The organism is Luteimonas salinilitoris (assembly GCF_041300785.1).
GTDB classification, from domain to species: Bacteria; Pseudomonadota; Gammaproteobacteria; order Xanthomonadales; family Xanthomonadaceae; genus Luteimonas; species Luteimonas salinilitoris.
Window position 1 is genome coordinate 229,220 of sequence record NZ_JBFWIB010000002.1, and the last position, 21,414, is coordinate 250,633.

The 21,414-nt window shown below is 70.7% G+C and carries 18 protein-coding genes; 7 read left to right on the forward strand and 11 right to left on the reverse strand.

Translation table 11 applies throughout. From position 1 onward, the window contains the following. From AB5T46_RS04320 to AB5T46_RS04335, 4 genes are read right to left on the reverse strand one after another with little or no spacing between them, the layout of a single operon-like run. Positions 1-2,874: a hypothetical protein gene (locus AB5T46_RS04320; protein ID WP_370562623.1), complete on the reverse strand. Its 2,874-nt coding sequence runs from the start codon at positions 2,872-2,874 to the stop codon at positions 1-3. A 47-nt stretch (positions 2,875-2,921) separates the two neighbouring features. Beyond that, positions 2,922-3,872: a dihydrodipicolinate synthase family protein gene (locus AB5T46_RS04325; protein WP_370562624.1), complete on the reverse strand. Its 951-nt coding sequence runs from the start codon at positions 3,870-3,872 to the stop codon at positions 2,922-2,924. Between the two features lie 17 nt (positions 3,873-3,889). Then, the gene (locus tag AB5T46_RS04330; protein ID WP_370562625.1) at positions 3,890-5,071 is read right to left on the reverse strand and encodes a mandelate racemase/muconate lactonizing enzyme family protein; all 1,182 of its coding nucleotides are present in this window, start codon (positions 5,069-5,071) and stop codon (positions 3,890-3,892) included. Next, complete coding sequence (locus AB5T46_RS04335; protein ID WP_370562626.1) at positions 5,071-5,760, reverse strand: GntR family transcriptional regulator; 690 nt, start codon at positions 5,758-5,760, stop codon at positions 5,071-5,073. Before AB5T46_RS04335 ends, AB5T46_RS04330 begins: the two co-directional genes overlap by 1 nt. Positions 5,761-5,987: 227 nt before the next feature. On the opposite strand from AB5T46_RS04335, the gene AB5T46_RS04340 reads away from it, so the two are divergent. From AB5T46_RS04340 to AB5T46_RS04350, 3 genes are read left to right on the forward strand one after another with little or no spacing between them, the layout of a single operon-like run. Next, positions 5,988-7,064 carry a DUF4432 family protein gene (locus tag AB5T46_RS04340; RefSeq protein ID WP_370562627.1) on the forward strand — a complete coding sequence of 359 codons (1,077 nt, stop codon included), beginning with the start codon at positions 5,988-5,990 and terminating at the stop codon, positions 7,062-7,064. A 52-nt stretch (positions 7,065-7,116) separates the two neighbouring features. Continuing rightward, entirely contained in the window at positions 7,117-7,758 is a 642-nt protein-coding gene (locus tag AB5T46_RS04345; protein WP_370562628.1) for a bifunctional 4-hydroxy-2-oxoglutarate aldolase/2-dehydro-3-deoxy-phosphogluconate aldolase, read from the forward strand. Further along, positions 7,755-8,771: a 2-dehydro-3-deoxygalactonokinase gene (locus AB5T46_RS04350; protein WP_370562629.1), complete on the forward strand. Its 1,017-nt coding sequence runs from the start codon at positions 7,755-7,757 to the stop codon at positions 8,769-8,771. Before AB5T46_RS04345 ends, AB5T46_RS04350 begins: the two co-directional genes overlap by 4 nt. A gap of 47 nt (positions 8,772-8,818) precedes the next feature. Here the strand turns inward: AB5T46_RS04350 and rnd are convergent, their stop codons facing one another. Next, positions 8,819-9,934 (reverse strand): ribonuclease D, encoded by a 1,116-nt coding sequence (rnd, locus tag AB5T46_RS04355; RefSeq protein ID WP_370562630.1) that lies wholly within the window; start codon positions 9,932-9,934, stop codon positions 8,819-8,821. A gap of 122 nt (positions 9,935-10,056) precedes the next feature. On the opposite strand from rnd, the gene AB5T46_RS04360 reads away from it, so the two are divergent. Further along, positions 10,057-12,006, forward strand: coding sequence for an SUMF1/EgtB/PvdO family nonheme iron enzyme (locus AB5T46_RS04360; protein WP_370562631.1), 1,950 nt, complete (start codon positions 10,057-10,059; stop codon positions 12,004-12,006). Positions 12,007-12,063: 57 nt separating this feature from the next. Further along, positions 12,064-12,957: a M48 family metallopeptidase gene (locus AB5T46_RS04365; RefSeq protein WP_370562632.1), complete on the forward strand. Its 894-nt coding sequence runs from the start codon at positions 12,064-12,066 to the stop codon at positions 12,955-12,957. Between the two features lie 210 nt (positions 12,958-13,167). Here AB5T46_RS04365 and phbB (AB5T46_RS04370) read toward each other — a convergent pair whose 3' ends face one another. From phbB (AB5T46_RS04370) to gluQRS, 4 genes are all read right to left on the reverse strand, one after another. After that, positions 13,168-13,908: an acetoacetyl-CoA reductase gene (gene phbB / locus AB5T46_RS04370; protein ID WP_459558940.1), complete on the reverse strand. Its 741-nt coding sequence runs from the start codon at positions 13,906-13,908 to the stop codon at positions 13,168-13,170. Positions 13,909-13,920: 12 nt separating this feature from the next. Next, on the reverse strand, positions 13,921-14,409 hold the full coding sequence (gene phaR / locus AB5T46_RS04375; protein ID WP_149193322.1) for a polyhydroxyalkanoate synthesis repressor PhaR: 489 nt from the start codon (positions 14,407-14,409) through the stop codon (positions 13,921-13,923). A gap of 95 nt (positions 14,410-14,504) precedes the next feature. Then, positions 14,505-15,245, reverse strand: coding sequence for an acetoacetyl-CoA reductase (gene phbB, locus AB5T46_RS04380; protein WP_370562634.1), 741 nt, complete (start codon positions 15,243-15,245; stop codon positions 14,505-14,507). Positions 15,246-15,308: 63 nt separating this feature from the next. Then, a complete protein-coding gene (gene gluQRS, locus AB5T46_RS04385; protein WP_370562635.1) occupies positions 15,309-16,238 on the reverse strand; it encodes a tRNA glutamyl-Q(34) synthetase GluQRS in 930 nt (309 codons plus the stop codon). 179 nt (positions 16,239-16,417) lie between these two features. Here gluQRS and htpX point away from each other — a divergent pair, with 179 nt between their 5' ends. Continuing rightward, positions 16,418-17,317 carry a protease HtpX gene (gene htpX, locus AB5T46_RS04390; RefSeq protein WP_370562636.1) on the forward strand — a complete coding sequence of 300 codons (900 nt, stop codon included), beginning with the start codon at positions 16,418-16,420 and terminating at the stop codon, positions 17,315-17,317. Positions 17,318-17,529: 212 nt separating this feature from the next. Here htpX and AB5T46_RS04395 read toward each other — a convergent pair whose 3' ends face one another. Together AB5T46_RS04395 and epmB are read right to left on the reverse strand one after the other, a co-directional pair. Then, on the reverse strand, positions 17,530-19,608 hold the full coding sequence (locus tag AB5T46_RS04395) for an EAL domain-containing response regulator (protein ID WP_370562637.1): 2,079 nt from the start codon (positions 19,606-19,608) through the stop codon (positions 17,530-17,532). A 63-nt stretch (positions 19,609-19,671) separates the two neighbouring features. Further along, a complete protein-coding gene (epmB, locus tag AB5T46_RS04400) occupies positions 19,672-20,676 on the reverse strand; it encodes an EF-P beta-lysylation protein EpmB (RefSeq protein WP_370562638.1) in 1,005 nt (334 codons plus the stop codon). 86 nt (positions 20,677-20,762) lie between these two features. On the opposite strand from epmB, the gene efp reads away from it, so the two are divergent. Further along, positions 20,763-21,329 carry an elongation factor P gene (gene efp / locus AB5T46_RS04405; RefSeq protein WP_370562639.1) on the forward strand — a complete coding sequence of 189 codons (567 nt, stop codon included), beginning with the start codon at positions 20,763-20,765 and terminating at the stop codon, positions 21,327-21,329. Positions 21,330-21,414: the final 85 nt, after the last annotated feature.

Consider the following 21,414-nt stretch of genomic DNA (forward strand, 5'->3'; position numbering starts at 1 on the left):
TCAGCGCACCAGGTCGGCGTCCCGGCTGCGCGCGACACTGCCGTCGGGCCGCGTCCCTTCGATCCGCCACGTGAACCGCGTGGCCTCGCCGTCGACCGGGACGCTGAACTCCCACGGGAAGGCCGCGTCGACGACGACGCCCGAGTCGTCGTCCGTCGACCAGTGCAACGCCACCCGGCTGAAATCGCGCTTGCCGTCCTCGAGGAACACGAAGGCGTGCTGCATCGGCTCGCCGTAGTTGAGGACCATGCCGCGCGCTGCGGGCTCATCGATCCGTGCCATGGGCTGCCGCCAGGCCGAGTCGGGGCTGGCGGCCATGATCCTCGCCTGCAATCCGGGCCGGATGCCGACCCCGGCGACAGTGAATGCAACCAGGCCACGCGCGGGAACCGTCACCTGGAACCGGCCGTCGTCGATGGCGATGCCGCCGGTGCCATGCACATCGGCCGCGTGCAACGCCCTGCCCGCCAGGCCCGGCAGCCGCGCGAGGTCGAGCCGCGCCGCGCTGGTGACCGGCATGTCCGCTTCGTTCATCAGTGCCACGTACAGGCGGGTGTTGTCCTCGCTGCGCGCGGTGACGAAGTTGAGCTCGACCGAGTCGGCCTGCAGCAGGCCCTTCGGCATCCACAGCACGGCGTCGTCATGGCCGTAGAAGCGGCCGACCTGGCCGCCGTAGGCGCGGTTCTGCAGGTAGGCATAGCCTTCGATGAACTCCGCCGGGAAGCGGATCGCGCCGTTGGAGCGCGCGTCTGCATCGCTGACCAGGTAGTCGAGCAGCATCGACGCCATCGGCCAGACGTGGTTGAAGTGGAACGAGTTCACGCTCAGCGACTTCGGATCGCGCAGCGGGTAGTCCGGCTTCTCGTAGATCGTCGTGCGCGCGGTGTTGATGTGGTAGCCGGGGAAGTTGGTGTAGCGGCCGACCACCGCCGAGCGCGCCACGTCGCGCAGGAAGGAGTCGTCCATGTGTTCCGCGATCCGCAGCAGCCACGGCGCCCAGTTGGCCATGAAGATGCCGCGGTGGCCGCTGCTGGTGCCGGACGATTCCGGGGTCAGTCCGATTTCCGACAGCCGCCATGCGGGGACGCGCTCCTCGGCGGCCGGCATCCGTGGATGGCCCTTGCCGGCGAGATAGCCGTACAGCGGCGCCTTGCCGCCGGGGTTGACCAGGACCTCGGCGTCCGGGATCGCCGGCGCGAACCACACGAACAGGGTGAACGCGCGCGCGGCGCGGTGGGCGGCCTCGAGGTGGCGGCGTTCGGCGGTGACGTCGTAGAGCTGCATCAGCGCGGCGAAATCGGGCACGAACTGGGTCCAGAAGAACGGCTCTTCGCCGTGCACGCCCGCGAATTCCTGCTGCGGCCGTTCCACGCGTTCGCGCAGGTAGGCGTCGGCGCCGCGGACCGCCGCGTCCAGGTAGTGCCGGCGACCGGTCGCGCGGTACAGCGCGAGGCTGTTCTGCCAGGTGTCGCCGCGCTCGCTGACGTCGAGGTTGCGCACCCGCGAGCGCCCGTATTCCTCCTCCGCGAGGGCGAGGAACGCCGGCGACGCGCCGCGGAAGATCCGGTGCAGCGCGGCCAGCTCGGAGACCGGGGCGGCGGGACCCTTGAGCGTGTACGACGGGAACTGGATCTTCTGTTCCTCGTCGATCGTGAACAGGTATTTCTCGCGCGACACCATGTACTCGATGGTGGGCTTCGCGCGCAGGCGCCAGATCGCGTCGTCGTCGGTGACCAGCGCCAGGTCCAGCGGATTCAGCGACGAGACGTTCTTGACCGTGCCCGGCGCATCGGTCTCGTAGCTCGCGCCCTTGTCCTCGGCGCGGAACTGCGACCACGGGCTCATGCCGTAGTCGACGATCCGCTCCAGGGTGCGGTTGAGCGACGACAGCGCGTTGTGCCGGTAGTCGTGGAACCCATAGAGCCGGCGCGCGGCGTACTCGTAGGCCGCGGTGATGTCGCCACGGTGCACCAGCGGCCGCAGCGTGAACGAGAACTCGTCGCCGGCGTCGAGCCGCGAGCCGGGGGCGCCGAGCACGGGAGCGAACACCATCGGTCGCGCGCGACCGTCGGGGTCGCGCAGGGCGATGCCGAAGCGCGAGTTGCGGAACACCGGTAGCGGGTCGAACGGGAACTCCGCTGCGTCGACCACCACGCCTTCGACCTGTCCATCATGCTCGACCAGCGTCGAGGGCAGGGTCGCCCGGAAGGCCAGGGTCAGGTAGCTGCTGTCGGGAAAGCGCTTCTCGGTCCACACCAGCGGCTGGAAGAACGCATCGGCGTCGACCGGCGCATGCGACGGCGCGCCCATGTAGGCGACCGAATAGAAGCCGGGCTGCTTCGCGCGCAGCGTGTAACGCAGGGCAGGCGGCATGGCGCCGCCGCCGCCGCCCGGGGACAGCACGGCCTCGATCGCGAACGCGGCCTGTTCCGGGAACGTCCAGCGATGGCCGCCATCCGGCGTCGGCCTTACCCCGTCGGCATCGACGCAGGTCCTCGGTGCCGCGGCAAAGACGTCGGCCGTGCGCCCGCCGGCATCGCCCTGCAGGATGTCCGGATCGAAGCCGTCGCCGACCTGGCTGGCGTCGCCGGCGACCTGCGCCAGGCCCGCGTCACCGGCATTCCCGGCAAGCCAGGTCACGACGTTGTAGCGCGTGCCGAGCGCGGCCGGCCGCAGTTCCGGCGCGGGATCCGTCGGCGTGCGCTGCACGCAGAACCTCATCGCGAACACCGCGCGCGCGCCGTCGGGCGCGGCGAGCGTGATCCCATCGCGACGGGCCTCGATCGTGTGTGCGGTCGCGGTCGCGGCGCCGCTGGTGGGCGCAGCCGTGGCGAGCACCAGCGCGATCGCCGGGAGTCGGTGGCGTGGCGGCATCGGTGTCTCCGTTTCGATGGGGATTGGAGTCGCGTATGCGGGCCGGGTCACGCCCAGCCGAGCGCCTCTTGCGGCAAATCCGCGCGCAGTTCTCCGATCTCGCGCAGGCCGGCGGCGTCGAGTTCGCGGGTCGGATGGCGCACGCGCGCGCTGGCGATGACGCCGGCCGCGACCAGGTTGTGCTTCATCACCGCGACGCCGAGCCCGGGCTGCAGTTCGTAGCGGATCAGCGGCAGGTAGCGCGCGAACTCGCGGCGCGCACCGGCGCGGTCGCCGGCACGCCACAGGTCCCACATGGCGACGAAAGCGGCAGTCAGGTCGCTGCCGGGCATCGTGCCGACCGCGCCGCGATCGAGCTCCTCCAGCAGGAACTGGCCGTTGAGGCCGCCGAACAGCACCGGCGGCGCGTCGGTGCCCTCGAGAATCGCGCTGATCTTCGGCGCGGTCGGTGGCGCTTCCACCTTGACGTAGCGGACGCGCTCGAGTTCGCGGGCCATGCGCGCGATCAGCGGCGCGCCGATCGGGACGCCGCTCATCAGCGGTGCGTCCTGCACCATGATCGGGATGCGGACCGCGTCACTGATCGCGCGGAAATAATGGAACACGCCCTCCGCATCCGGCTTCATGAGATGCGGCGGCATGATCATCAGCCCGTCCGCGCCGCCGGCCTCGGCCTCGCGGCTCAACGCGACCGCAAGGTCGGTGCCGGTATGGCCGCTGCTCACGATCACCGGCACCCGGCCGTCGACCTCGCGCACGATCGCCCGCAGCAGCTGCAGGCGTTCGTCCGCGCCGAGCGTGTAGCCCTCGCTGGCGTTGCCGAACAGGCCCAGCCCGTGCGCGCCGGCATCGAGCAGGAACCGCACCAGCCGCCGCTGGCTGTCGAGGTCGATGCTGCCGTCCTCGCGGAACGTGGTGTTGACGATCGGGAACACCCCCTCAAAGCAGACTCCCTCGAAGCGAGCGCCCTCGGAGCGGGCGGTTGCAGGCTGTGGCATGCGCGATGCTCCTTGCATCAGAGAACGAACGGGGCGATCGCGGCCTCGTCGATCTCGATGCCGAGACCGGGCGCATCCGGCGCGGCGAGGCCGGCCACGCCGACCGGCAGCGGCGAACGCAGGAAGCGGTTGGCGATGGCCTGCACGCGCGGATTGCATTCCAGGCGGGCGAAGTTGGGTGTCGCGGCCGCCAGGTGCAGGCCGGCGGCGAGCTGCGGGCCGAGGCCGATGCTGACGTGCGGCGCGACCGGGACGTGGTGGGTATCGGCCAATACCGCGAGCTTGCGGCTCTCGGTCAGGCCGGATCGGCCAAGGTCGGGCTGCAGCACGCCGACCGCGCCGCGCTCGAAGAAGGGCAGCAGCTCGAAGCGGGTGCGGTAGCTCTCGCCGATCGCCAGCGGCACGCGGGTGCGTTCGGCCAGGCGGGCGTGACCGGCGACGTCCTCGGGCATCAGCGGCGCTTCCAGCCAGCCGGCGTCGCGCGCTTCCAGCGCCGCGGCGAACCGCGGCGCGCTGCGCGCATCCAAGCGCCAGAGCGCATCGACGTAGAGTTCGATATCCGCGCCGAGCGCGCCGCGCAATGCGTCCAGGTCGGCCAGGCAGTCGTCGGGGTCGCCGGCCATGAACAGCTTGAACGCCTCGGCGCCGGATTCGACCCAGCCGCGGGCCTCGTCGACGCGCGCGGCGGTGGAGTCGCCGCCGAGGCCGGAGACATAGCAGGGCAGGGTGGTCCGGCACGGACCGCCGAGCAGGCGATGGACCGGCTGCCCGAAGGCCTTGCCGCACAGGTCCCAGATGGCGAGGTCGATCCCGGCCATGGCGTCGAGCAGGAAGCTGCCGGTGTGGCCGCGCACCCGCATCGCCGCGTACAGCCGGTCCCAGATCGCTTCCGGCGCCAGCGCGTCCTCGCCGACCAGCAGCGGGCCGAGCAGGGTGTCGATGACGCTGCGGGTGACCTCCGGCGCCACCGGCGCCTGCGCCTCGCCCCAGCCGACCAGTCCGTCGTTGGTCTCCACCGTGACCAGCACCGTCTCCAGATGGTCGGCGGCGTAGACGGTGCGGTAGTGCCCGGCCCAGCGATAGCGCGCGCCGGCCGCATCGCCCAGCGCGGCCGGCGTGCCGGCGGTGCCGCGCGACTCGGCGACGTCGCGCGGGATCCGCAACGCACGGGCGCTGACGCGTGCGATCCTGCGGATCACTACGCCTGTTCCTTCTCGCGCGCGTGCAGCACGTCCTCGACCAGGTCGTGGCCGGCGCGGCGGATGTGATCGCCCAGCACCTGCACCAGGCGCGGCGCATCGCGTTGCTGCAGCGCGTCTAGCATCGCCCGGTGTTCCTGCAGCTCCTGCTCGAGCCGGTGCGCTTCCGGGCGCCGGCGCGAGTGGATGCGCGCGATCGTGAGATGGGCGTTGAGGCTGCGATAGATCTCCATCAGCCGCTGGTTGCCCGACGACTCCACGATCAGCATGTGCAGGGCCACGTTCGCCTGCTCGTGCCGCATGCGCTCGGCCTCCGACGTGACCGGGCGTTCCAGTTGCCGGGCCAGGTCGGTGAAGGCTTCCAGCAGTTCCGGCGTCAGCCGCGCCACCGCGGCTTCCGCGGCCAGGCATTCGAGCGCGCGCCGGATCTCGAAGATCTCGCCGACCATCTCCGGAGTGATCTCGGCGACGAAGGTGCCGCTGCGCGGCCGGATCTCGATCAGGCCTTCGGCGGCGAGGCGGTTGATCGCGTCCTTGACCGGGGTCGGGCTGACCCCGAGCTGGTCGGCCAATGCCTTTACGTCCAGGCGCTGGCCGGGACGGAAGGTGGAAGCGAGAATGCCGTCGCGGAGCATGTCCAGCACCGAATCGCTGGCGCGCGTGCGGGTCAGTCGGGGCAGTGTGTTCATGCGGCGAAGCCTGCCACGTTCTGTCTGAATTGTAAAATTAGAAATCTGAAATATTAGACTTTACAAATGATGGGGTTTGGACTAGTGTCTGTGGCGCCGTGCCACGCCGTCTGCGCCGACGGCCGCCCCCGTCGCTGCCTTGGAGGGCAGACCCGCATGCAGACCGCTTCCGTTTTCGTTCGCTCCGCCGGCAAGCCGCCGGCGCCGCGCGCCGCGCGCCGGTCCTGATGGGTCCGCTCGCCTTCGACCAGGAGCGCAATTTCGGTTGCCGTATCCGCGAATTCGTTTATCGCGGCCATCGCTGCGTTTCGATGGAGAACGCCCGCGTCCGCCTGGTGATCGCCGCCGACAAGGGTGCGGACATCATCGAGTGCCTGTACAAGCCGCTCGACGTCGAATGCCTGTGGCGTTCGCGCCACGGCTTGCGGCCCGACGAACACCTGCGCTTCAGCAGCCCGCTGGCGGGCGGCCATTTCCGCGAATACTTTCCCGGCGGCTGGTACGAGATGCTGCCGAACGGGCCGCAGCCCTGTACCCATCGCGGCGCCGAGTACGGCCATCACGGCGAAGCCACGCTGCTGCCATGGGACTACCGGATCGAACGCGACGATGCCGACGGCATCCGGGTCGTGTTCCGCACCCGCCTGGTCCGCCTGCCGCTGCTGGTCGAGCGCGCCATGAGCCTGCAGGGCGACAGCGGCACGATCCGGATCGACGAACGGGTGACCAGCGAGGCCGGGCAGCGGATCGAATTCCTGTGGGGCCATCATCCGACCTTCGGCTGGCCGCTGGTGGAACCGGGCACCCGCATCCATCTGCCCGCGTGCACGGCCTCGGTCGGCGCCGCGGTGCCGGCCGGCGCGCGCGTCGCCGCCGCGCAGCGCAAGGCATGGCCGCGGCTCGAAGCGGCGGCCGGCGGCGCCGAGCTCGATCTTTCGGTGATGCCGGACGACGGCGCCGGATCGCACGATTTCATCCGCCTCGACGCGCTGGCCGGCGGCTGGTTCGCGATCGTCAATCCGATGCGCCGGGTCGGGTTCGCGTTGCGCTGGGACACCGCCGTGTTCCCGATGCTCGGGATGTGGCAGGTGTGGGGCGGCGCGCCGGACTACCCGTGGTACGGCACGCCGCACCTGCTGGCGCTGGAGCCGGCCTGCGACCTGCCGTCGCTCGCCGCGGCCTCCGAGCGCGGCACCGCGCTGGCGCTCGATGCCGGCCAGTCGCTGGAGACCACGCTCGAGGCCACCGTGTTCGAAGGCGCGCCCGAGGTGAGCTGGGTCGGGCCCGGTGGCGAATTGCACTGACCGGCCGCGCCGTTTCCTCGAACCCCTGCACACCATCGACAAGAAGCCCGCAATGCATGCCGAATCCGCCAACGCCACCCTGGACCTGATCGAGGCCGGCCGCATCGTCGCGATCCTGCGCGGTGACGCCGGCGATGCCGACCAGGTGTTGTCCGACACGCTCGCCGATGCCGGGATCACCGCGCTGGAACTGACCGTCGATTCCCCGGACGCGTTCTCGCGTATCGGGCACCTGGTGCAGGCCTGCGCCGGGCGCATGGCGATCGGCGCAGGCACGGTGCTTACCGTGGAACAGGCCAGGCGCGCCGCCGATGCGGGCGCCACGTTCATCGTGTCCCCGAACCGCGACACGGCGGTCATCGCCGCAGCGGTATCGCTGGGACTGGTGGCGATCCCGGGCTGCCAGACGCCGTCGGAAATCGTCGAAGCCATCGACGCCGGCGCCCAGGCGGTCAAGCTGTTCCCGGCCCAGGCGCTCGGTCCGGCGTTCGTACATGCGGTACGCGCGCCGCTCGGCGACGTGCGCCTGGTGCCGACAGGCGGCGTCACTCCCGAACTCGCCCGCGCCTACCGCGATGCGGGCGCGTGGGCGCTTGGTGCCGGTTCCGAGTTGTTGGGCCGCGATCTCGCGCAAGGCATCGACACGGCCGCCCTCGCGGCGCGCGCGCGGGCGTTCGCGGAGGCGGCGCGATGAACGAGCGTGGCTCCGGGAGCGGGCAGCGGCTGGTCATCGATGGCGGGACCACGACGACCCGCGTGTGGGCGGTCGACGGCGATGTCGTGCTCGCGCGCGGCAGCGCCATGATCGGCGCACGCGACTCGGCACGCGACGGCAACAACGCGCGGCTGGTCGGCGCGGTGCGCGACCTGCTGCGCGAGGCATCGGCTGAGGCCGATGCGCGAACGTCGCGATGGGATCCGCGCTACGTGGCCGCTGCCGGAATGATCACCTCGCCGCTGGGACTGGCGGAAGTGCCCCACGTCGCGGCCCCGGCCGGCATCGACGAGTTGGCGCGGAACGTCCGAACGCTGTCGCTGCCGGAGGCGTCGCCGCTGCCGATCCTGCTGGTGCCCGGCGTGCGCTGCGGGCCGCTCGAGCCCGGCCTGTCGGATTTGGCGGAGGTGGACGTGATGCGTGGCGAGGAGGCGGTCTGCCTGGGCCTGGTACGGACCGGGCGATTGCCGCTTCCGGGCCTCGCGCTGAGCGTGGGCTCGCACTGGAAGCAGGTGGAAGTCGATGCCGACGTGCGCATCGCTTCCTGCACCACGACGCTGAGCGGCGAACTGTTGCACGCGCTGCGCACGCAGACCGTGCTGGCCGCGAGCATCGACGCGGCGTTGCCGCCGCGGCTGGAAGCGGGCGACCTCGACGCCTTCCGTGCGGGCATGCGCGAACGCGCGCGTTCCGGACTGCCGCGCGCGGCATTCTGTACCCGGCTGCTGGAACGCGTCGCCGGCAGTTCCGCGCGGTCACGGCTGCTGTTCCTGCTCGGGGTCGTGGTGGATGAGACATTGGCGCACTGGCGCGATGCGGTCGCCGGCCGGACCATCGCGCTGCTCGGCGCGCCGGTGCTGTGCGCGGCCTGGCGTGAGGCGCTGGCGGATGCCGGCAGCCAAGGCGTGGTGATCGATGCGGTCGATGCCGAATCGGCGTTCATCGCCGGCGCCACCGCCATTGCCGAGCGGGCGTTCGGGACTGCGGAGTGACGCATCTGCGCGGGTCGGTCGATGGACCGTCAATAGTGCGCCGCAGTTCACCCCGCTTCGTCGGCGGCCTGGATGTCCGCGGCGGCCGAGAGCAGCGGCAGCAGCGCCGGTTCGAGTTCCCTGCGTCGCCAGCCGGACAGGGCCGGCGGCCAGTCGCTGTGCTGCAGCAGCCGTTCGAGCCAACGCCGCGAGGCGAGCACGCCGTCCGGCAGGCCGAGCTCGGCGCTGCGCGCGGCCACCGCGTCCTGCAGGCTGCGCAGGGCCTTGCGATCGACGTCGTCGCTCGGGGGCGGTGCCTCGTGTTCGTCCGGCAGCGGCGTCTGCAGCGCCTGCCACATCGGCTCGGCCAGCTTGCGCGAGGCCTTCGGATGGCTGTCGAGCACACGCTGCACGCCGGCCTGGTCGGGCGGCGGATCGCGCGCCAGCAGCACCGCCAGCTCGTTGTCCAGCACCCAGCTGCGCGGACGGTCGCGTTCGCGCGCCCAGCGGTCGCGCCAGCGCAACAGGCGCAGCAGGCGGTGCCTGGCTGCCTCGTCGAGGAACTGCGCGGTGCGCAGCGCGAGGTGCGGCCAGCGCTCGGGTTCGTCCGCGGCGACGGCGAGCAGGCGCCGGCAATCCTCGTCGAACCATTCGCGGCGGTCGAGCGTCTCCAGCCGCTCCGCCAGCGTGTCGTGCAATACGAACAGGTGGCGTACGTCGTCCGCCGCGTACTCCAGCTGCGCCGGCGACAGCGGTCGTTGCAGCCAGTCCGAACGGGTCTCGCCCTTGGCCAGGGCGACGCCGGTCAGCTCCTGCACCAGGCGCTGGTAGCCGACGCCGGCGGCGATGCCGCCCAGTGCGGCGGCGATCTGGGTATCGAACAGCGGCGCCGGCACCGCGCCGCAGGCGTGCCCGAAGGCGATCAGGTCCTCGCCGGCGCTGTGCATGATCTTGAGCACCGACGGGTCGGTGAGCAGCGGCCGCAGGGCCTCGGCGATCCCCGGCGCGAGCGGATCGATCAGCAGGATGTCGTCATCGATCGCCACCTGCACCAGTGCGAGCCGCGGCCAGTAGGTGCGTTCGCGGATGAATTCGGTATCCAGGCCGACACGCGCGGGATGCGCGGACAGACGGGCGTTCAGGGTGGAGGGATCGGCGATCCACTGCGGTACGTTGAGGGGCATGGCGCAGGAGACTAGCAGGTCGCGGTGATGCATTCGCGCCGGCCGGTGCGATTGACGTGCCGCCGGTCCCCGGCCTACCGTCGCGTAACATGGGCTTGTCGTCCTAGGGCCTGTTAACACTTATGGCGTATGCCGCGTTGCTTCCCAATGGCCGCCAGGTGGTGTTGCGCCGCGCAGCGCCTTGCTGCCTGCAAGGTCAAGCGGCGCGGCGCCGTCGGTTGCGCGCGCTCATATCTGTCGTCGTCCTGCTGCTGACGCTGAGCTCCGGTTGTTCGCGCGATGGCGGCGACGCCGGGGACGCGGATGCGCAGGCGGCCGAACAGGCAGCCGAACGTGAGCGCCGCGGCAGTGTCACGGTCAGCGGCGACGACCGCATCGCCGACAGCCTGACCTGGCGACGACCGCAGGCGGAGCTCGACCCGGAGGCACTGGACGAGACCCGCGAACAAGCCGGCTCCGCACTCGAGGAAGGGCATCTGTACGAGGACGCCGAAGCCGCGATCCCGCTGTACCTGGCGCTGCTCGAACAGGACCCGAAGGACAAGGCCGCCGTGCAGGGGCTGCAGCGTTCGCGGCAACGCCTGCTGGACGAGGGCGAGCGGGCGCTGGCCGACAGCGGCGACGACTTCGTGGCTTTGCGCGAGGCGCGTCGCGTGGCCGCGGTGGCGCGTACGGTCTGGCCGGAGGATGCGCCGGTGCGGGCCTATCTGCAGAGGGTGGACCGGGCCGACCGCCTGTGGGAACTGAATCGCGAGGCGGAGGCCGAACTCGCGGAGGGCCGCTACGGCGAGTCCGGCGGCGGCGCCCTCGCCAGGTTGCGCGAGGCGCTGGAGCTGCAGCCGGAGCAGCCGCGTGCGCTGCAGAACCTGGCCGCGGTGGAAAGCGGGCTGATCCGGCGCGCCGAAGAGGCGGCCGGGCGCGGTGATTTCGACACCGCGGGCCAATGGCTCGGCCACGCCACACTGGTCCGGCCCGAGAGCGCCACCGTGCCCGATGCGCGCGAGCGGATCGAGCGCCTGCGCACTGCCCGCATCGCCAGCCTGCGTGACCAGGGGCTCGCCGCCCTGCGCGGGTTCGACGGCATCGCCAAGGCGCGTGAGATCCTGGCCGAACTGCTGCTGATCGCCGAGCCCGGCGATCCCGCCGCGTCCGACCTGCGCGAACGCATCAGCCTGGCGGTGCACTACGGCCTGTTCCGGCCCGGGCAGGGGTTCACCGATGCGCTGCAGAGCGGCGCGCGCGGACCGCGCATGGTGGTGGTGCCGCACGGGGCGTTCACGATGGGCGCGCCCGAGGGCGAGGGCGGCGCCAGCGACAGCGAGCGGCCGCAGCGCAACATCCGTTTCGATCGCGGCTTCGCGCTGTCGGCGCACGAGGTGACCGTCGGCGAGTTCCGCCGCTTCGTCAATGCCACCGGCTACCGGACCCGCGCCGTGCGGCGCGGCTTCTCGATGGTGTATGACGAGCGCAGCGGCAACTTCGTGCGCCGCAGCGGCGCCGACTGGCAGTCGGACTACGTGGGCGCGACCGCCAGCGACGACATGCCGGTGCTGCACGTCAGCGCCCAGGATGTGGAGGCCTACGCCGAATGGCTGGCGGAGGAAAGCGGCGAGCGCTACCGCCTGCCCAGCGAAGCCGAGTTCGAGTACGCGTTGCGCGCGGGCAGCGGGGACGCGTTTCCGTGGGGCGAGGGGGCGCCGCCGGAATCGGCCGGCAATTTCACCGGCGGGCTGGACCGCTCGCCCGGCGGACGCAGCTGGAGCAACGCCTTCGCGGGCTACGACGATGGCCATTGGGGGCCGGCCGCGGTCGGCAGCTTCGCGCCCAATCGCTGGGGGCTGCACGACCTGGCGGGCAACGTCAGCGAGTGGGTCGCCGACTGCTGGCATGCCAGCTACCGCCGCGCGCCGCGCGACGCCGCGCCCTGGATCAATCCCGGGTGCCGGACGTACGTGATCCGCGGCGGCTCCTGGGCCAGCGCGCCGGAGCAGACCCGCCCGGCCTGGCGTGCGCCGGCGGCGCGCGACACCACCAATGCCCGCATCGGGTTCCGGGTGATGCGGGAGTTGTAGCGGATACTTTCGGCGATATCGGCGCGCCCGACCGGCGCGGTCTTGGAGGAGTTCGGGATGCGACAGGATCCTTTCGGCCGGCGCCAGCCGGCAGCCGGACGGCGCCGCGGCGGCGGCTTGCGGCTGTGGGTGCTGCTGCTGTTCGCCGGCTACGGCGCGTACTACTGGTTCTCCAACCAGAGCGTCGATCCGGTAACCGGGCAGAGCGTGCTGATCGACCGCAGCCTGTCCGCCGACGACGAGAAGGCGCTCGGGCTGCAGGCCTACCGCGAGATCCTTGCGCAGGAGCGGCCGCTGCCCGCGGACGCGGAGGTCTCGCGCCAGATCCGCGACATCGCCGGGCGCCTGGTGGACAAGGTCGATGAGGTCGAGGCGGCCCTGGCCGCCGAGCACGGTCTCGAGCCGAGCCGGTTCTCGCAGGGGTTCGAGTGGGAGGTCAACGTCATCGATTCCGAGCAGGCGAATGCCTTCTGCCTGCCCGGCGGCAAGATGGCGGTGTACACCGGGCTGGTGCCGGTGGCGCAGAACGCCGACGCCATGGCCGTGGTGATGGGGCACGAGATCGCCCACGCGCTGCTGCGCCACGGCGCCCAGCGCATGGCGCAGCAGAAGCTGAGCCAGATGGGGCAGATGGCGGGCGCGCTGAGCGGGATGGATCCGCAGCAGCAGCAAATGGTGATGGCGGCGATGGGCTACGGCTACTTGCTGCCGTACGCACGCAAGCACGAGACCGAGGCCGACGAGGTCGGGCTGATGCTGGCCGCGGCGGCCTGCTTCGATCCGCAGCAGGCGGTTCCGCTGTGGGAGCGCATGGGTGCCGCCGGCGGGCAGGCGCCGCCCGAGTTCTCATCGACGCATCCGAATCCCGGTACCCGTATCCAGAACCTGCAGGGGTTGATGCCGAAGGCGATGGAGTACCGCCAGCGCTTCTGCGGGCAGGGCGACTTGTAATCTCGCGACGAGAGGCGAGCGGATACTTCCGGTGATCTCCTGTGGCAGGCTTCGATCTATCCCGCAGGAAGAGCGACGAAAGCCGCGGGGCGCCTGCCGGGTGCCTTGGCCAGTCGCTCCCCGATACTCGCTTGGTGTCCAAGGCACCCGGCAGGCGCGGGATAGGTCGCGGTGGTTCCGTGATGCCTTCGAGCCCGAATCCCGCCCGGACTAGAAGCTCATGAACAGCCCGCCGTTCACCGGCAGGTTGGCGCCGGTGACGAAGCCGGCGTCGTCGGCGGCGAGGAACTGGACCGCGCGTGCGATCTCGTCCGGGCGCCCGAGCCGGCCGACCGGCACCTGGGCGACGATGCCGTCGCGGATCGCCTGCGGCATCGCCGTCACCAGTGCGGTCTCGCAGTAGCCGGGAGACACCGAGTTGACGGTGACGCCCTTGCGCGCCACCTCGCGCGCCAGCGCCATCGTGAAGCCGTGCATGCCGGCCTTGGCGGCGGAGTAGTTGGTCTGCCCGAACTGGCCGGTCTGGCCGTTGACCGAGCTGATGTTGATGATGCGGCCGAAGCCGCGTGTCGCCATGCCCTCGACCGCGTGCCGGCACATGTGGAACACGCCGTCGAGGTTCACGTTCATCACCGCCTCCCACTGCACCGTTTCCATCTTGCGCAGGGTGACGTCGCGGGTAATGCCGGCGGCGTTGACCAGGATGTCGAGCGCGCCGTGTCGCGTCTCGACCTCCCGCACCAGCGCGGCGCAGGCCTCGAAGTCGGAGACGTCGAGCGCGGCGAAGCGCACGTCGAGTCCGCGCACGTCCTGTTCGAAGCGCGCGATGCGCTCGGCGTTTCCGCCGAGATCGGCGGCGATCACGTGCCGGCCGGCGCGGGCGAGGGCGGTGCAGATCGCGGTGCCGAGCCCGCCGATGCCGCCGGTGACCACGGCGGTTCGCTTGTCCAGCGGCACGGCGGCTCAGCGACCGCGCTTGTCGCCGGAGGGCGGGCGCTCCGAAGGCTTCTGGCCGACGCTGCCGGTCAGGTTGCGCTGGAACTCCTGCCACAGCTCCATGTTGCGCTCGGTGAGCTTGTTCATCATCGACCAGGGGGTCTGGTCGAGCAGGCCGCCCATCTGCTGCCGGAACTGCTGCTGCTGTTCGAGGAAGGTCTGCATCGAGCGTTCGAGATAGGTGCCCATGAAACCCTGCAGCGAATCGCCGTAGAAGCGGATGATCTGGCTGAGCAGCTGGGTCGAGAGCATCGGCTGCCCGTCCTGTTCGTGCTCGGCGATGATCTGCAGCAGGACCTGGCGGGTCAGATCGTCGCCGGTCTTGGCATCGCGTACCTCGAAGGACTCGCCGTCGACGATCAGCTGGCGTACGTCCTCGATGGTGATGTAGCTCGAAATCTCGGTGTCGTAGAGACGGCGGTTGGGGTATTTCTTGATGACGCGGATTGCGCTCATGGAGCAAAGGCTCTAGCCGTGTTGCCGCGCAGCATGGCGCAGCGCGGCAAGGCTTGCAAGGTCGTCGTATTCACGTGCCTGCAGGGGCGGAATACCTACCACCCCATGTACTGCCCGCCGTTGGCCGACAGGTTGGCGCCGGTGATCCAGCCGGCCTCCTCCGGCAGGAAGAACGACACCGCGTAGGCGATCTCCTCCGGTGTGCCGAGCCGGCCGGTGGGGATCTGCGCCACGATCTTCTCGCGCACCGCCTCCGGGACCGCCATCACCATCTCGGTGCCGATGTAGCCGGGCGAGACGGTATTGACGGTGACCCCGAAGCGCGCGTTCTCCTGCGCCAGCGAGATGGTGAAGCCGTGCATGCCGGCCTTGGCCGCCGCGTAGTTGGCCTGGCCGTACTGGCCCTTCTGGCCGTTGATCGAGCTGATCTGGACGATCCGGCCCCACTTGCGCCCGCGCATGCCTTCGATGACCGGACGGGTCACGTTGAACACCGAGTTGAGATTGGTGTTGATGACCTCCTGCCACTGCTGCGCGGTCATCTTGTGGAAGGTGCCGTCGCGGGTGATGCCGGCGTTGTTGACCAGGATGTCGACCGGCCCGAGCTGGCGTTCGACCTCCCGCACCATCGCCTCGGCCTCCTCCGGCGACGACACGTCGCCCTTGGCCAGCGCGACCTCGCAGCCGCCTTCCTTCATCCGCGTCTGCCAGGCGATGGCCTTGTCGGCGTTGCGGTAATTGGTCGCCACCTTGTGGCCGGAGTCGAACAGCCGCTTGCAGATCGCGGTGCCGATGCCGCCGGTTCCACCGGTGACCAGTGCCACGCGTGTGGTCATGCCATGCCTCCCGGAATGTGATGCGAATGCGCAGGCCGGGTCCCAAGGACCAGGGACCGCATTCTATGGGGCGGCCGCGACATCGGTGTTGTGCAATGCGGCGAGCGACAGCTCGTGCCGGCGCGGGATCCGGGCCGGATCGAAGGCGCGCAGGGCCGCATCCAGCAGCTGCGCCGGCGTGCCCGCGGCGGCGACCACGGACGGCGCCTGCCCCAGCGCGCGCCATGCCGCGCGCAGCGCCGGCAGCGGCTCGTCGTCGTCCACCGGCACGGCCGCCAGCGATTTCGACAGCTTGCGCCCGTCGGCATCGAGCACCAGCGGCAGGTGTGCGTAGCGCGGCGTGGACAGCCCGAGCCTGCGCTGCAGGAAGATCTGCCGCGGGGTCGAGTCGAGCAGGTCGGCGCCGCGGACCACGTCGGTGATGCCTTGCGCGGCATCGTCGACCACCACCGCCAGCTGGTAGGCCCAGCAGCCGTCGGCCCGGCGCAGCACGAAGTCGCCGACCTCGGCGTACAGGTCCTGTTCGACCCGACCCTGCAGCAGGTCGTCGAAGGCGATCCGGGTGCCGGGCGGCACCCGCAGCCGGACCGCGGGATCGGTGCGCAGCGCACCGACGATGCAGCCGTGGTGCACGCCGCCGCCGGCCGCCAGGCCGCTGCGGCTGCAATGGCAGACGAGGGCGTCGCCGGCGGCCAGCAAACGGTCGAGCGCAGCGCCATAGAGCTCGCCGCGCGCGCTCTGGCGCAGCACCTCGCCGTCCGGCGCCAGGCCGAAGGCGTGCAGGCTGCGCAGTTGCGCCTCGGCCGCGCCGGCGATCTCGCGCGGCGGGTCCAGGTCCTCGATCCGCACCCGCCATTCGCCGCCGGCATGGCGCGCCAGCAGCCAGCTGCCCATCGCCGCCAGCAGCGAGCCGAAATGCAGCGGGCCGGTCGGCGAGGGCGCGAAGCGGCCGCGGTACGGAGCGGCGGCGGGAGTGGCGGGGGCGGTGTGCATCGCGACTGCGAAGGTTACCTGACGCGCCGGCGGGGCGATTCACTGACACCGCCCGTGGCGACGGCCCATTCTTCACTGCGGCGGAAAGGACTGCCTGGCGCGGGTCACTTGAATTTCATCGATCGCAACCACACTGGACAGCGGGTAGGGCGCTCCCGCGCCCGGACGGAATCCCTGCCATGTTCAAACGTATCGCCTTGTTCCTTGCCACCAATCTCGCGGTGCTGGCGCTGGTCAGCATCGTCATGGCGATCTTCGGGATCAATCCGGCGACCAACGCCGGGCTGCTGCTGTTCGCGGCGGTCTTCGGTTTCGGCGGCGCCTTCGTCTCGTTGGCGCTGTCGAAGTGGACCGCCAAGCGCTTCACCGGCGCGCACGTGATCGAGCAGCCGCGCAACGAGACCGAGCGCTGGCTGGTCGCCACCGTGCAGCGGCAGGCGCGGGACGCCGGCATCGGCATGCCCGAGGTCGCGGTGTACGACGCGCCCGAGATCAACGCCTTCGCCACCGGCGCCAGGCGCAACAGTGCCCTGGTGGCGGTGTCCACCGGACTGCTGCGGGCGATGGACCGCGACGAGGCGGAAGCGGTGCTCGCGCACGAGGTCTCGCACGTGGCCAACGGCGACATGGTGACCATGGCGCTGCTGCAGGGCGTGCTGAACACGTTCGTGATCTTCCTCGCGCGGATCGTCGGACGGGTGATCGACGGCTATCTCAGCGGTGGGCGCAGTTCGACCGGGCTCGGCTACTACGCGGTGGTGTTCGCGCTCGACATGATCTTCGGCCTGTTCGCCAGCATGATCGCGATGTGGTTCTCGCGCTGGCGCGAGTTCCGCGCCGACGCCGGCGGCGCGCGGCTGGCCGGCCGCGCCAAGATGATCGCCGCGCTGGAGCGCCTCGCGCAGACCTACGGACACAGCACCCTGCCCAAGCAGGTCGCGGCCTTCGGCATCAGCGGTGGCGTCGGCACCGGCCTCAGGCGCCTGCTGATGAGCCATCCGCCCTTGGACGAGCGGATTGCGGCGTTGCGCAACGCGCCGCCGGAGTCGGACGCGGTGCGCCGGAACGTGGCGGCGTAAGGGGCTCCGGGCTCCGGGCTCCGGGCTCGGGGCTCGGGGCTCGGGGCTCGGGAGAGCCTGGCTGCTTCTTGCCCGTCATCCCAGCGCAAGCTGGGATCCAAGTTGCGATGTCGCGGCTACTCGAGAAACAGCAAGATCAAGATGGATCCCAGCTTGCGCTGGGATGACGAACCGTCGGCCGGTTAGCCTTTCCCGATTCCCGATTCCCGCGCCTACTCGAAATCGTAGTTCATCTGCGACCCCGGCTCGGCCAGGAAGCTGCCCTGCACGTAGTCGACCCCGGCCGAGAACAGGATCGACATGCTCGCCGCGTCCTGCACGTGCTCGGCGATGGTACGGATGCCGAGTTCGCGCGCCTTCTCGGCGATCTCCTGGACGCGCTTCTGGTTGTCCGGGTTCTGCACCAGATCCTCGGTGAAGCTGCGGTCGAGCTTGAGCAGGTGCGGCTGCAGATGAGCGAGCAGTTGGAACGAATCCAGGCCGACGCCGAACTGTTCCAGCGCCAGCCGGCAGTCGTACTTGCCGATGGCGGTGGCGAAGTCCTGGGTGGCCTTGAGATGGGTGAATACCTTGGCCTCGGGCAGCTGCAGCACCAGGTATTCGCCGGGCACGCTGTGCCTGCTCAGCTGCTCGCCGATGTAGCGCACCAGGCTGTCGTCGCGCAGCGAGGCCTGGCTCACCTCCACCAGCAGCGTCGTCGGCCTGCCGGCGCGGATGCTCTCGCCGATGCGGGCGATCGCCTGGCCGGTCACGTGGTGGTCGATCTCCCACAGCAGGCCGTGCTCCTCTGCGATCTGCAGGAACGACAGCGGCTTGACCAGCTCTCCCTCGCCGGCGTCCAGGCGCAGCAACGCCTCGTAGACCGCGCCGGTATCGGCCTGCAGGCTGATCACCGGATGGTAATGCAGCACGAAGCCGTCGTTGTCGAGCGCGTCGCGCAGGCGCGCGACCCAGGCCTGCACGTGCTCCTCCTCGGCGCGGTCGGTGGCGGCGGGGTCGAAGATCTCGTAGCGGTTGCCGCCGACGCCGAGCGACGAGTGCACGCCCTCGTCGGCCTTGGCCAGCACCTGGCCGAGGCTGGCGATCTTCTCGCCGATCTGCACGCCGCCGATGCTGGCGGTGATCGTGCTGGAGTGGGCGCCGACGGTGAACACGTGCGAGGAGAAGGCCTCCAAGATGCGCTCGGCCAACGCCGTGGTGGCGGAGTAGTCGGCGCCGCGCAGCAGCACCGCCAACCGGTGCTCGGAATAGCGCGCCGACAGCGCGCGTTCGTCCAACACGCCCTGCAGCCGCTGGGCGATGGCGGCGAGCATGGCGTCGGCAGCATCCAGCCCCATCTCCTGCAGCAGGCGCTGGTAGTGATCCGGTTCCACCAGCAGCAGGCCATGCTGCCCGTCTTCCTGGGCGGCGTCGCTGACCGCGTCCTCCAGCGCGCGCAGGAAGGTCGGCCGGTTGAGCAGGCCGGTCACCTGGTCGCGCTGGCGCAGTTCCTCGACCTGCCGCGCGAGTTCCGGGTCGACCTCCTCGCGCCGGAAGACGACCTGCAGGCAGGACTCGCCCTCGTACTGCGCAGGCGTGAACTCCATCGAGGCCGGAAACGCGTTGCCGTCGGCGTCGCGCGCCTGCAGCTCGTAGCGCGGCGGCGCCGGCTCGCCCTTGCCCAGGCGCTTGAGCAGCGCCTTGAAATCCTCCAGGTGCTGCGGGGCGACCATGTCCAGCAGCGACATGCCCTCGATGTCCTCGAACGATTCGTGCCCGAACATCTCCAGGTATGCCGCATTGGCGCGGATATGCATGCCTTCGTGGACGTAGGCGATCGGGTCGCGCGAGGACTCGATCAGCGCATCGCAGCGGCGCTCGGTCTCGCGTACCCGGGCTTCCAGCCGGCGCAGCATGCGCCGGGCGTCGAGGTCGGCCCACTCGTCGCGGACGGCGTTCAGCAGCAGCTGCGGCTTGCCGCGCAGCGCGATCCGGCGGACCCCCAGTCCATGGGTTTCGGCGAACGTGTCGTCGTCGATGGCGTCGACCACCGCGATCAGCGGGATGTCCTTGCCGCTCGACTGCACGCGCTGGGCGACCTCGGCCAGCGGCACGGCGCTGGATTTCTGCGAAGCCAGCACCAGGTCGATGCTCTGGCTTCCGAGCATCGTGGCGAGTTCGTCGGCGGATGCCGGCCGCAGCGGCCGCACCGCGATGCCGGCGTTGCGCAGTCCGCTGACGATGGTCTCGGCGTCCTCCATGCTGTCGTCGACCACCATCAGCCGCAGGGCGTTGTCCAGGTTCTTCGGCATTCGGTCCTCCCGGTGGCCGACGGTTATGCCACGCCGGCGCCTCCGGCGTCCATGCCGGATCGGTCAGAGTGGGCGTTTGGACGCATCGCCCGCCACCTCGCGGACCAGTTTCGGCACCAGATAGCCCGGCTGCCGCTCGCGCAGCGCCGCATGCAGCGCCAGCGCCCGGGCGTCGGGGACGTCGAAATGGGCCGCTCCGGCGACGCGGTCGAGCTGATGCAGGTAGTACGGCAGCACGCCGGCGGCGAAACCGCGCTCGCCCAGCGCGGCCAGCGCCTCGACCGAGTCGTTGACCCCGCGCAGCAGCACCGCCTGGTTGAGCAGCGCGGCCCCGGCGTCGCGCAGGCGTGCCATGGCGGCATCCACCGCGGCGTCGAACTCGTTGGCGTGATTGGCGTGCAGCACCACGGCCACCGGCCAGGGCAGGGCGGCCAGCCACGTCGTGAGCCCGGCGTCGATGCGCTCGGGCAGCACCACCGGCAGCCGGGTGTGCAGGCGCAGGCGGCGGACGTGGGCGATGCCGGCCAGCGCCGCGGTGAGCTCGGCCAGCTTCGGCGTGGCCAGCGACAGCGGATCGCCGCCGGACAGGATCACCTCGTCGATCGAGGCGTCGGCGCGGATCGTGGCGAGCGCCTCGCTCCAGCCGGCCGCGGCGGCGGTTTCCTCTGCATAGGGAAAGTGGCGGCGAAAACAGTAGCGGCAGTGCACCGCGCAGCTGCCGGTGGCGATCAGCAGGGCGCGGCCGCGGTACTTGCGGATGACGCCGCGGCCGGCGCGGGCGGCGCCGTCGCCGACCGCGTCGAAGTCGAAGCCGGCGACCGGGCGCATCTCCTCGTCCAGGGGCAATACCTGCCGCAGCAGCGGATCGTGCGGATCGCCGCGGCGCATGCGGGCGACGAAGCCGCGCGGCACCCGCAGCGGGAACTGCGCCGCGGCGGCGGGCGAAACCTGCAATGCCGCCTGCTCCAGGCCGAGCATCGCCAGCAGTTCGCGGGGATCGCGCACCGCTTCGCGCCAGGCCTGCTGCCAGCGTCGCGGCTGCATCGGTAGGGGGGCTGCGGGTATCATGTCGGGCTAGTTTTTCAGCCGCGGCCGGTTTTCGGCTGCCGATCCGACATTCTATCCGCCCGCGCGGCGGCACCGCAGGAGCAATGATGGCCAGCTACGGCATGAACGACGTCAAGAACGGGATGAAGATCCTGGTCAACGGCGAGCCCGCGATCATCACCGACACCGAATACGTCAAGCCGGGCAAGGGCCAGGCCTTCACCCGGGTGAAGTACCGCCTGATCCGCTCCGGGCGGGTGCAGGAAGTCACCATGAAGTCCACCGACTCGGTCGAGGCCGCCGACGTGGTCGACACCGACATGCAGTACCTGTACAGCGACGGCGAGTACTGGCACTTCATGAATCCGGAGAACTTCGAGCAGGTGCAGGCCGACAAGGCCGGCATGGCCGGCGCCGAGAAGTGGCTCAAGGGCGAGGAGGACTGCGTGGTCACGCTGTGGAACGGGACCCCGATCCAGGTCACGCCGCCGAATTTCGTCGAGCTGCAGATCACCGAGACCGATCCGGGCGTGCGCGGCGACACCTCCGGCGGCGGCGGCAAGCCGGCCACGCTGGAGACCGGCGCGGTGGTGCGAGTACCGCTGTTCGTCGGCCAGGAGGAAGTGATCAAGGTCGACACCCGGTCCGGCGAATACGTCAGCCGGGTGAAGTGACGCAATGGCGCGTTCGCGAATGCGGACGCCTTGCCATTGCGTCATCCCCGCGCAAGCGGGGATCCATGGACGTTGCTTTTGTTCC

Coding starts and splice junctions, on each gene's coding strand:
- AB5T46_RS04340 (WP_370562627.1), top strand. CDS start 5,988: ATGGGTCCGCTCGCCTTCGACCAGGAGCGCAATTTCGGTTGCCGTATC.
- epmB (WP_370562638.1), bottom strand. CDS start 20,676: ATGATACCCGCAGCCCCCCTACCGATGCAGCCGCGACGCTGGCAGCAG.
- htpX (WP_370562636.1), top strand. CDS start 16,418: ATGTTCAAACGTATCGCCTTGTTCCTTGCCACCAATCTCGCGGTGCTG.
- AB5T46_RS04325 (WP_370562624.1), bottom strand. CDS start 3,872: ATGCCACAGCCTGCAACCGCCCGCTCCGAGGGCGCTCGCTTCGAGGGA.
- gluQRS (WP_370562635.1), bottom strand. CDS start 16,238: ATGCACACCGCCCCCGCCACTCCCGCCGCCGCTCCGTACCGCGGCCGC.
- efp (WP_370562639.1), top strand. CDS start 20,763: ATGGCCAGCTACGGCATGAACGACGTCAAGAACGGGATGAAGATCCTG.
- AB5T46_RS04395 (WP_370562637.1), bottom strand. CDS start 19,608: ATGCCGAAGAACCTGGACAACGCCCTGCGGCTGATGGTGGTCGACGAC.
- AB5T46_RS04350 (WP_370562629.1), top strand. CDS start 7,755: ATGAACGAGCGTGGCTCCGGGAGCGGGCAGCGGCTGGTCATCGATGGC.
- AB5T46_RS04345 (WP_370562628.1), top strand. CDS start 7,117: ATGCATGCCGAATCCGCCAACGCCACCCTGGACCTGATCGAGGCCGGC.
- AB5T46_RS04335 (WP_370562626.1), bottom strand. CDS start 5,760: ATGAACACACTGCCCCGACTGACCCGCACGCGCGCCAGCGATTCGGTG.
- rnd (WP_370562630.1), bottom strand. CDS start 9,934: ATGCCCCTCAACGTACCGCAGTGGATCGCCGATCCCTCCACCCTGAAC.
- phaR (WP_149193322.1), bottom strand. CDS start 14,409: ATGAGCGCAATCCGCGTCATCAAGAAATACCCCAACCGCCGTCTCTAC.
- AB5T46_RS04360 (WP_370562631.1), top strand. CDS start 10,057: ATGGCGTATGCCGCGTTGCTTCCCAATGGCCGCCAGGTGGTGTTGCGC.
- AB5T46_RS04320 (WP_370562623.1), bottom strand. CDS start 2,874: ATGCCGCCACGCCACCGACTCCCGGCGATCGCGCTGGTGCTCGCCACG.
- AB5T46_RS04365 (WP_370562632.1), top strand. CDS start 12,064: ATGCGACAGGATCCTTTCGGCCGGCGCCAGCCGGCAGCCGGACGGCGC.
- phbB (WP_370562634.1), bottom strand. CDS start 15,245: ATGACCACACGCGTGGCACTGGTCACCGGTGGAACCGGCGGCATCGGC.